17 protein-coding genes are annotated in these 9,034 nt (G+C 68.7%); all 17 read right to left on the minus strand.

Annotated features, from left to right (window positions below; all coding sequences use genetic code 11):
- Positions 1-7: 7 nt before the first annotated feature.
- The 17 genes from secY to rpmC are packed head-to-tail and all read right to left on the minus strand — an operon-like array spanning position 8 to position 9,034.
- Positions 8-1,471, minus strand: coding sequence for a preprotein translocase subunit SecY (gene secY, locus HUG12_RS16995; protein ID WP_179269921.1), 1,464 nt, complete (start codon positions 1,469-1,471; stop codon positions 8-10).
- 3 nt (positions 1,472-1,474) lie between these two features.
- Positions 1,475-1,969, minus strand: coding sequence for an uL15m family ribosomal protein (locus HUG12_RS17000; RefSeq protein ID WP_179269922.1), 495 nt, complete (start codon positions 1,967-1,969; stop codon positions 1,475-1,477).
- Entirely contained in the window at positions 1,969-2,427 is a 459-nt protein-coding gene (gene rpmD, locus HUG12_RS17005; RefSeq protein WP_179269923.1) for a 50S ribosomal protein L30, read from the minus strand. The genes HUG12_RS17000 and rpmD overlap by 1 nt, the downstream gene beginning before the upstream one ends.
- Positions 2,427-3,083 carry a 30S ribosomal protein S5 gene (locus HUG12_RS17010; RefSeq protein ID WP_179269924.1) on the minus strand — a complete coding sequence of 219 codons (657 nt, stop codon included), beginning with the start codon at positions 3,081-3,083 and terminating at the stop codon, positions 2,427-2,429. Before HUG12_RS17010 ends, rpmD begins: the two co-directional genes overlap by 1 nt.
- Complete coding sequence (locus tag HUG12_RS17015) at positions 3,084-3,641, minus strand: 50S ribosomal protein L18 (RefSeq protein WP_179269925.1); 558 nt, start codon at positions 3,639-3,641, stop codon at positions 3,084-3,086. It abuts the gene before it with no gap.
- Complete coding sequence (locus tag HUG12_RS17020) at positions 3,641-4,102, minus strand: 50S ribosomal protein L19e (protein WP_179269926.1); 462 nt, start codon at positions 4,100-4,102, stop codon at positions 3,641-3,643. The genes HUG12_RS17015 and HUG12_RS17020 overlap by 1 nt, the downstream gene beginning before the upstream one ends.
- On the minus strand, positions 4,095-4,826 hold the full coding sequence (locus tag HUG12_RS17025; RefSeq protein ID WP_179269927.1) for a 50S ribosomal protein L32e: 732 nt from the start codon (positions 4,824-4,826) through the stop codon (positions 4,095-4,097). The genes HUG12_RS17020 and HUG12_RS17025 overlap by 8 nt, the downstream gene beginning before the upstream one ends.
- Positions 4,827-4,829: 3 nt before the next feature.
- A complete protein-coding gene (locus HUG12_RS17030; RefSeq protein ID WP_179269928.1) occupies positions 4,830-5,402 on the minus strand; it encodes a 50S ribosomal protein L6 in 573 nt (190 codons plus the stop codon).
- A 2-nt stretch (positions 5,403-5,404) separates the two neighbouring features.
- The gene (locus HUG12_RS17035; RefSeq protein WP_179269929.1) at positions 5,405-5,797 is read right to left on the minus strand and encodes a 30S ribosomal protein S8; all 393 of its coding nucleotides are present in this window, start codon (positions 5,795-5,797) and stop codon (positions 5,405-5,407) included.
- 2 nt (positions 5,798-5,799) lie between these two features.
- On the minus strand, positions 5,800-5,991 hold the full coding sequence (locus tag HUG12_RS17040) for a 30S ribosomal protein S14 (protein WP_179269930.1): 192 nt from the start codon (positions 5,989-5,991) through the stop codon (positions 5,800-5,802).
- On the minus strand, positions 5,988-6,518 hold the full coding sequence (locus tag HUG12_RS17045; protein WP_179269931.1) for a 50S ribosomal protein L5: 531 nt from the start codon (positions 6,516-6,518) through the stop codon (positions 5,988-5,990). Before HUG12_RS17045 ends, HUG12_RS17040 begins: the two co-directional genes overlap by 4 nt.
- Positions 6,518-7,222 carry a 30S ribosomal protein S4e gene (locus tag HUG12_RS17050; protein WP_179269932.1) on the minus strand — a complete coding sequence of 235 codons (705 nt, stop codon included), beginning with the start codon at positions 7,220-7,222 and terminating at the stop codon, positions 6,518-6,520. Before HUG12_RS17050 ends, HUG12_RS17045 begins: the two co-directional genes overlap by 1 nt.
- On the minus strand, positions 7,222-7,584 hold the full coding sequence (rplX, locus tag HUG12_RS17055; RefSeq protein ID WP_179269933.1) for a 50S ribosomal protein L24: 363 nt from the start codon (positions 7,582-7,584) through the stop codon (positions 7,222-7,224). The genes HUG12_RS17050 and rplX overlap by 1 nt, the downstream gene beginning before the upstream one ends.
- Positions 7,581-7,979 (minus strand): 50S ribosomal protein L14, encoded by a 399-nt coding sequence (locus tag HUG12_RS17060; RefSeq protein WP_179167710.1) that lies wholly within the window; start codon positions 7,977-7,979, stop codon positions 7,581-7,583. Before HUG12_RS17060 ends, rplX begins: the two co-directional genes overlap by 4 nt.
- Entirely contained in the window at positions 7,979-8,305 is a 327-nt protein-coding gene (locus tag HUG12_RS17065) for a 30S ribosomal protein S17 (protein WP_179269934.1), read from the minus strand. The genes HUG12_RS17060 and HUG12_RS17065 overlap by 1 nt, the downstream gene beginning before the upstream one ends.
- On the minus strand, positions 8,296-8,814 hold the full coding sequence (locus HUG12_RS17070) for a ribonuclease P protein component 1 (protein WP_179269935.1): 519 nt from the start codon (positions 8,812-8,814) through the stop codon (positions 8,296-8,298). Before HUG12_RS17070 ends, HUG12_RS17065 begins: the two co-directional genes overlap by 10 nt.
- A gap of 1 nt (position 8,815) precedes the next feature.
- Positions 8,816-9,034: a 50S ribosomal protein L29 gene (gene rpmC / locus HUG12_RS17075; RefSeq protein ID WP_179269936.1), complete on the minus strand. Its 219-nt coding sequence runs from the start codon at positions 9,032-9,034 to the stop codon at positions 8,816-8,818.

Below are 9,034 nucleotides of genomic sequence, written 5' to 3' on the forward strand. Positions count from 1 at the left end.
CAGATGTTCAATCTGAACCGAACATCTGGCGCATCATGGGGTGCATCTCCATGAGTTGCTCCTCGGCGATCTCCTCGTACAGCTTGTACGTGATGGAGACCGTGAGCAGCAGCCCCGTCCCGGAGACGCCCCCGAGCGTGCCGAGCATGTTCGCCAGCACGGCGAGCAGGCCGACGAGCGCGCCGCCGATGACGGTCACCTGCGGGATGTACCGCTCCATGACCTTCTCGATCACCTGCGGGTTGCGCCGGAACCCGGGGATCTGCATCCCGGAGTTCTGGATCTGCTGGGCGGTCGACTCGGGCCCCATGCCCGTGGTCTCGACCCAGAAGATCGCGAAGACGGCCGACCCGACGATCGTCACGAACAGGTCGACGGCGACGCGCAGGGCGATCTCGGCCGGTTCGGCCGCCGGCGCGTAGATGAACCACATCCAGTCCTGGCGCGACTGGATCGGCGCCAGGTAGTAGAACACGCCGCCGGTCACCTGGCCGTCCGCGTACTGGCCGAGCCACGCCGGCATCGAGGCCAGCTGTGAGTGCAGGATCTGGCCCAGGAACTGGACGTTCGCCTGCAGCGCGCGGATGAGGATCATCGGCAGGACGCTGGCGTAGATGAGCTTCACGGGGAAGCGGCCGCGGGCGCCCTTCACGCGGGCGTGGCTAAGCGGGATCTCGACGCGCACGCTCTCGGCGTACACGACGATGGCGAAGATGAGCACCGTCGTGAACAGCGCGAGCAGGTTGCCCGGCTCGAACAGCAGCGCCTGGACGAGCGAGCCCTCCAGCTGGATGCTCCCGGTGACGATGCCGAACCACGCCGGGAAGAAGCCGGTGACGTTGCCGAGCGCCTCGGTGGCGAACAGCCCGGCGACGAGCTGCTGGCTCACGCTGGCGATGATGAACAGGCCGATCCCGGAGCCGACGCCCCACTTGGAGATGACCTCGTCCATGAACAGGATGAGCACGCCGCCGACGAAGATCTGCGCGAAGATGAGGCTCTTCACGCCGAACGTCGCCGTCTGCGAGCCGAACAGTAGCTGGGCGACCGCGGGGTCCGCGGGCAGGAAGTCGCCCGCGAACACCATCGGAAGCCCCGTCAGGCAGATCATCACGACGACGAGCAGCTTCTGGAGGCCCTGGTACAGCACCTGATCGCGCGGATCGTCGGTGTCCAGTCCCAGCAGGTTCGCCCCGCCGAGCAACTGTAGCACGATCGACGCCGTGACGATGGGACCGATGCCGAGTTGCATGATCGACCCCTGCTGTCCCGCGAGGATCGACCGGAACTGGCCGTAGAAGTCCCCGCTCGCGGTTCCCATCCCGAAGATCGTCACGTTCGTCAGGAAGAAGTACATCACCAGGATGCCGCCGGTCCACGCCAGCTTCCGCTTGAAGGGGACGTGCCCCTCCGGTCGCGTGACCGTGGGCATCCGTGTGAGCACCGGTTCCGCGGCCTCCTTCCAACTCATGGCTTACGCCTCTTCCTCGTCGGATTGAGTATCTTCCGCTTCCGCCTCGGCCTCCTCGGCGCGGTCGGTGAGGCCCGCGGAGCCGCCCGCCTCCTCGATGAGCGTCCGGGCCTCGGCGGTGAACGCGTCGGCCGTGACGTGGAGCTCGCCGCGCACGGTGCCGTTGCCGAGCACCTTCACGACGTCGACGTCGTGGCCGTCCTCGGCCACGTCGCGCGCGTCGATGGCGTAGCCGTCGCCCTCCTCCTCGGCGAGGCCCTCCGCGGCCAGCAGCGCCGCGTCCTCGTCGAGCTTCTGGACGGTGACCTCGACGACCTCGTCCTGGGTCGTCGGCGGGCGCGTGAAGCCGTGCTTGCCGAGCGGTCCGTAGAGGTTCCGCTCGTGCTTCTTCCGGCCGGCCGCGCCGCGGCCGCCACGGTGGCCGGCGCCGCGCCGGTTCTTGTGGGAGCCGCCGCCGTGGGTCCGCGAGCCGCGCTGGCGTCGCTTCTTGTCCGTCATTATCGCATCGCCTCCAGGAGCGCGTCGATGTCCTCGTGGCGACCGAGTTCGCCGCCGTTCTTCTCCGCGTGCTTGATGCCGCGGTGTCCCTTGCGCGGGGGGTGCAGGCGGACGGCCGGGGAGAGCCCCTGCTCGCGCAGGGTCGTCTCCTCGGCGACGAGCCCCTCGGCGAGCGCGCCGAGGTCGTCGTAGTCGGTGTGCTCGCCGACCCACTCGTCGTCGACGTCGGCGTCGCCCTCGAGCGGCTCGCCGCGACGCTCGAGGAGCGCCGCGACGACCTCCGCCGACGGCTCGCCGAACGCCACGTAGTCGTTCACCTTCGCGATCATCCCGCGGTAGGTGTCCTCCTCGGGGACGAACGTCGCGTGGTTCACGGCGTGGAGGTTCAGCATCTTCAGGGTGTCGCGCTGTGCGGCCGAGGTGTCGACCTCGCCGCGCAGCTGGACGACCGCCTGCATCACCGGGCCTCCTCGCCGCTCGCCTCGCGCTGGACGCGTCGCGCCCGGTCGGGCGTGCGCGCCTGCGAGGCGTTGCGCAGCGCGTTGTACGTCGCCTTCGCGAGGTTCACTGTCGTGCGGGTGTTGCCGTCGGAACTGGTCCAGGCGTCCTGCACGCCGGCCAGTTCGAGGATGTTGCGCACCGTCTCCGCGGCCGCGAGCCCGAGCCCCTGCGGGGCCGGGCGGATCTCGACCGTGACGGAGCCGGCCTTGCCCGTCGCGGTCCGGGTGAGCGAGTTGACCCCGCCGGCGGAGTCCTCCCAGCTTCCCGAGCCGCGGTCGACCCTGATGATGTTCAGCTTCGCGACCTCGATCGCCTTCTGGATGGCGCCGCCGACCTGGTCGTCACGGGCCTCGGCGTAGCCCAGGTAGCCGTCGCGGTTCCCGATCGCACAGACGCAGCGGAACTTCACCCGACGTCCGGAGTCGGTCATCCGCTGGACCATGTTGATGTCGAGGACCTCGTCGTCCATGCTCCCGAGGAGCTGGTCGACGATCTCGGGCTCCTTCAGCGGGAGCCCCGAGGCGAGCGCCTGGTCCATCGAGGAGACCTCGCCGTCCTGTACCTTGCGGCCGAGGCGCGTTCGCGGCTCCCAGCCGTCGTTGTTTCTGCTCATTTACTCGAATTCCTCCGTAAGCGTCTCCCGGACCTCGTCGAAGTGGTCCGGGAGTTCGGTGGCGTCGAACTCCCCCGAGTAGAGCGGCTCGTCGAGCGACTCCGCGTACTCGGCGATGTGCTCGCCGCGGTTGCGCGGCCACTCGGCCAGCACGTCCTCGTTGTGGGGGATCTCGAGCCCCGCGTCGATCGCACCTTCCTGTACAGCGAACGTCTTGTTGCCGGGGGTCGCCGTGTTGAGCCCGATGTCGAGCACGGCCTCGTCGAGGCCGGCGTCGACCGCGCGCAGGCCGGCGAGATAGCCCGTCAGGTACGCGCTGGGGAGATTGCCCGTGGGGGCCTCCCAGCCGTACTCCGACAGGTCCTCGCTGGACGCTGCGGCTCGGGTCTCGTCGCCGTTCGGACCGGGGGTAACCAGCTGCGCCCTGACGTGTCGGTTCGACAGGCGCGCGACGAGTCGCGGCTTGCCGGATTTCAGCAGGCGCAACCTCTGGTGGTAGTCGGTCCGAACCTCGCGGCGGCGCCGCATCGGCACCTTGTATCGTGGTCCGGTTGCCATTAGTCGTCCTCCAGTGTCACGTCGTAGTTGGTCACGACGTACGATTCGAGCCGGCGCACGTCCTCGAACTCCCCGCCCGAGGCCTTGTCGTACAGCTCGCGGTACTGCGAGCGGTCGAGCGGGCCGTCGTCGCGGAGCTCCTTCAGGCGTGCACGCTGTGCGCGGATCCGGGAGATCCAGTCGGACTTCGCGTTCTGCCGACCGCCGGCCTTCCCCTTCCGGGAGCCGGCGCCGGTGCGGTGCCCGTACGCGCGCTTCTCGTCGCGCTCGCGGGCGCGGCCGCGGGAGTTCGACTTCGCGTCCTCCGCGCGGACGTTGCCCTGCTGGATCTGCTCGCGGATGTCCTCGCGGGTGATCGCGTCCGCCAGCTCGGACTGTGCTTCCGGGTTGAACCAGACGCGGCTCTCGCCGACGTCGAGGACGTCGGCGGCGAGCCGTCGCTGTGCGCTCAGATCACTCATCGTCGACCTCCACTTCCACGTACGTCGGGTTGAGGACGCGGATCTCGCGGTCCTCGCAGACGTCCTCGATGCGTTCGCGCTTGCGAGCGCCGACGCCCGAGGCGATGCGCACCGCCTCGGCGTCCGCGTCGACGCCCTCGAGGTCGTCGGTGTTGTGGACGCGGACCTCGCTGAAGCCGCTCGGGTGCAGGCCGCGGGCCCCCTTCGGGGAGCCGTAGCCCGCGGCGACCTTCGGGCCCTTGCCCTTGATGCCGCGGCGCTGCTTCGAGAGCCCGCCGCGTGGGCGACGCCACGAGGTCGGCGTCCGCTTCTTCTTGTGGTAGTCCTGCCGGTTGAACTGGGGCATGCCCTCGCGGTGCTTCTGGGCGAGCGCACGCGCCGTCTCGTCGTCGAGGTCGGGCGTCTTGTCGGCGTGGCCGCGCGGGCGCAGCTCCGTCTCGACGTCCTCCTCTTCGACCTCCTCCTCCGCGGCCTCGGATTCCTCCTCCTCGATCTCGGCCTCCGCGTCGGCCTCGACCTCGAGGCCGCCGACGTCTGCCTTGATGCGGGCCGCGAGGGCGTTACCGACGCCCTCGACGTCAGCCAGTTCCGACTGGGACGCCGCCTTCACGTCCTCGACGGTCTCGTAGCCGGCCTCGCGGAGCGCGTCCGCCTTCGAGGGGCCGACCCCCGAGATGTCCTCGAGGGACTCGACCGCCTCGGCCGACTCGTCGTCGTCGGCCATCGATCAGGCACCCCCCGTCGGTTTCTGGGTGATGTACACGCCGTCCTGGAAGACGCGCGTGTCCTTGTCGGTCACGCGGGTGAGCTGCTCGATGTTGGCCGCCGTCTGCCCGACGTCCTCCTTCGAGGGACCCGTGAGGGTCAGCTCTTCCCCGTCGATCTGTACCTCTGTGTCGCCGCGGATCGCCGCACGGCGGGGAGCCTTCTCCCCGAGGAAGTTCGTGATGACGACGTCGTCACCCTCGACGGAGACGTCCATCGGGAAGTGGGCGTACAGGACTTCCATCCGGTACTCCCACCCGTCGGTGACGCCCTGAACCATGTTCGACACGTGGCTCCGGAACGTCCCCACGGTGGCCGTGGTCTTGCGGTCGGCCTCGTCGTCGTACTCGATGGCGACCGCTTCGACGGTTTCACCGTCTCCGTCCGTCGAAGACGGAATATCCTCGACGGAGACGCTCACGTTCGGGTACCACAGGCGACGGGTCGTCGAGCCGTTCGGCCCCTCGATCGTGAGATCGAGGTGGTCGAGTTCGGCCGACACGTCCTCGGGTAGTTCGATTTCTGTTCGTGCCATTGTTAGTAGACGTAGGCGATTACCTGGCCACCGATGCCCTTCTCGCGGGCCTCGTAGTGGCTCATGACGCCGTGACTGGTGGTCACGATGAGCGCGCCGTAGTCGCGGGCGGGGAGGTACCGCTTCTCCCATCGTTCGTAGCCGTCCGCGCCCACGGAGTACCGCGGCTTCACCGCGCCACACTCGTTGATGGCGCCCTTCAGTTCGACCTCGAACCGGCCGGCCTTCCCGTCCTCGACGAACTCGAAGCCGTCGACGTAGCCGCGGTCGTACAGCACTTCGAGGATGGAACCGACGATGTTCGAGGCGGGCTGGACCGTGTAATCCAAGTGGCCGACGCTCTCGGCGTTGTCGAGACCGCCGAGCGCGTCGGAGAGTGGGTCGTTACCTGCCATTGTTATCTGTACTTGCGGAAGCCCATGTCGCGGGCGACCTCGCGGAAGCACTGCCGGCAGAGGTTGATGTCGTACTTGCCGACGAGCCCCTGCTTGCGCTCACACCGGCGGCACTCGTGCCGCTGGCCCGTGCGCTTTTCCGCGTGTTCGCCCGTCTCCTCGGGCCCTTTCTCCTCGATGTCTGCCTCGCTCATGCGTTCACCTCCACCTCGAACTCGCGTTCGAGGAACGTCACCGCGTCCTCGACGGACATGCGGTGCTTGCTGGGGAGCGACCTGGTGACCTTGTCCCGCTTGGAGACGCGGTAGCCCGGGCGCGTCAGCGCGACCGTCACGTCGAGCCCGTAGATGCCGACGTTCGGGTCGTACTCCTGACTCGGGAACTCGGTGTGTTCCGCGACGCCGAAGCTCACGTTGCCGTTGTCGTCGAACTGGTCGGCCGAGAGGTCGACCAGTTCGAGCGCCGTCTCGAGGAACTCGCGGGCGTCCTCGCCGCGAAGGGTGACCTTCGCGCCGATGGGGTCGCCGGGGCGGATGTCGAACTCGGCGATGGCCCGCTCGGCCGTCGTGCGAACCGACTTGCCGCCGGTGATCGCCTCGAGGATGTCCTCGCCGTCCGCGAGCTCGCGGCCGCCGCGGCCGACGCCCATGTGGACGACGACCTTCTCGATGCGCGGTTCGCGCATCTCGTGGAACTCCTCGCTGGCCTCGCTTTCCGCCATCAGTCCTCACCTCCGTCCGTGAAGTTCTCGTCGATGACGACGACGTACTCCTCGACGGTCTCGAACTCCTCGTCGTCCTCCCGGCTCACGGTGACGCCGTTGGCGCCCGAGCCGGGGGTGACGCTGATCTCCTCGAGGGTGCCGATCTCGCCGGAGTGTGCCCCGTCGACCGCGGTGACGAGCGCACCCTCCTCGTACGGGAAGTGCGCGACGACCTCCTTCGTCTCGTTGTCGACGACGAGCGAGTCCTTGCCCGCGTACTCGCCCTCGTCGGTCTGCAGGGTCGTCCCGTCGTGCAGCGTGTACTGGAAGCTGCCGCCGGAGACCTGCGTCTTGCCGGCGACCTTCCCGAGCCGCGAGGAGGCGGACTCCTCGTCGATGGCGGTCAGCGCCAGCCGGCCGCCCTCGCCCGGGAACACGCGGAAGAACTCCTCGCGCTCGCGGAACGCCAGGATGTCGAACATCCCGACGGGACGGGCCTCGTCGGACTCGGCCACGCCGTTGACGAGCACGGAGTCGTTGTCGAGCGCGTAGCGCGCCTCCTTCTTCGAGTCGACGTACCCCAGCACGTCCCGGAGGACGATGAGCAGGGGGACGCCGGCCTCGCCGTGCGGGCCCGCGCCCGCCTTCACGGTGAACGTCGATTCCTTCCGTTCGATCGGCCACTCGTTCGGGGCCGACAGTCGTTTCTGGTGGTTACTCATTATGCAGCCTCCTCCCCGGACTCGAGACGCGCCTCGCGGCGCTCGTCCTCGAGGTCGAGTCCGACGACGCGCACGTTCGAGGGCTCGAGGCGTCGGGGGACCTCCTCCCCGTCGGCGGACTCGAGCGTGACATCCTCGACCGTGATCGTCGCGTCGCGGAGGTCGACCTCCAGGACCTCGCCCTCCTCGCCGGCGAAGTCGCCGCGCATGACCTCGACGGTGTCGCCCGCGTTGACGCGGACGTTCCGCTGGCCGTACTCCTCGCGGAGGTCGGCCGAGAGGGTGGCGCGAACCTGCTTGTGTCGCTCGTGGAGTGGCGCGTCCCGCTGCCGGGTGCGCTGTTTGTGCGGTTGCTCGCTCATACGATCTGTGTCGCCGTCGATGCGATGCTCCCGAAGCGTTCGGCGACCTCGCGCGCGATGGGACCCTTGATCTCGGTCCCGCGCGGCTCGCTCATGTCGTCGATGACGACCGCGGCGTTGTCCGCGAACTTCACGCGCGTGCCGTCGGGGCGACGGATGGGCTTGCGCTGGCGCACGATGACGGCCTCGAGGACCTGTCGTCGCATTTCAGGCGTGCCCTTGGTGACCGAGACGGTCACCTTGTCGCCCACTCCCGCTTTGGGGTGTCTGTTCTTGGTCCCGGTGTAGCCGGAGACGCTGATGACCTTCAGCTCTCGCGCGCCGGTGTTGTCCGCACACGCGATGAGCGACCCCTTCTCGAGGCCCTGCGTGACGTCGGCCTTGAGGGCTTCCATCAGGAATCGCCCTCCCGGATCTCGACGACCACGTGGGATTTCGTCTTCGAGAGCGGTCGCGTCTCGGCGATGCGCACCTCGTCGCCCTCCTCGACGTCGAGGCAGGGCGAGCAGTGCGCGGGGACGCGGCTCCGTCGTTTCATGTAGCGGTCGTACTTCGGTACGAAGACGTCGTACTCCCGCTCCACGACGACGGTCTTGTCCATCGCTGTGGAGGCGACCGTCCCCTCGAGCGTCCCCCCGCGCACGGACAGCGTCCCGTGGTACGGACAGTTCTCGTCGGAGCAGGCCTCCTCCGGTTCGTCTGTGTTCAGTCCTATTGCCATGTCGAATCACCCGCACGTTCCGTGCGGAAGGCGGGTCGTGAGAGCAGTCTGGCCCCATCCACCGTAACGTAGACCGCGTCCTCGCAACCGCCCGACTGACCGGCTGTGACCCCGGCAGTATCGTACTGCTCGTCGCCGACGGCCAGGGTGTCGACGTTGAGCGACGGAAGTTCGCACGCGGACCCCGGGGGCTTGCGCGCCCCGGCGGCTTCATCTGTGGGCTCGGAGGTCCCGGCCTCGCGGGCCTCCGGTCGGACGGAATCGCGAGCCGAGGGGAGCGCGAACTCGAACGTCGCGCCCCGCTTGGGTACCACCTTGTCCCCCGAGGCTCCGGCGGCGTCGCCGCCTCGCCGAGACGCCTGCGGCGTCTCGCGGATAGATAGGGTCCGCTGGCTCTCCGACACGACGTGCCCGGCGATGCCCACGTGGGCGTCGCTGGCGGCGGCGGCCACCCGGACGGGCAGCCCGATGAGTTCGTGTCGCGTGAGCGTTTCGGGGGTCAGTGGCATCCTACTCCTCGGTCTCGTCGATGTCGCCTTCCTCGCGCCGGATCGTCTTGATCCGCGCGATGGTCTTTCGCAGTTCGCCGACGCGGCCGGGGTTGTCCGGCGCGCCGCCCGCGGCCTGCACGGCCTTGGCGTTGAGCAGTTCCGTCTCGAGTTCCTCGAGTTCCGCCTCCCGCTCGGCGGGCGTCATGTCGCGGATCTCCGCGACGTGGAGGATCGCCAT

The organism is Halorarum salinum, from assembly GCF_013402875.1.
Taxonomy (GTDB): Archaea; Halobacteriota; Halobacteria; order Halobacteriales; family Haloferacaceae; genus Halorarum; species Halorarum salinum.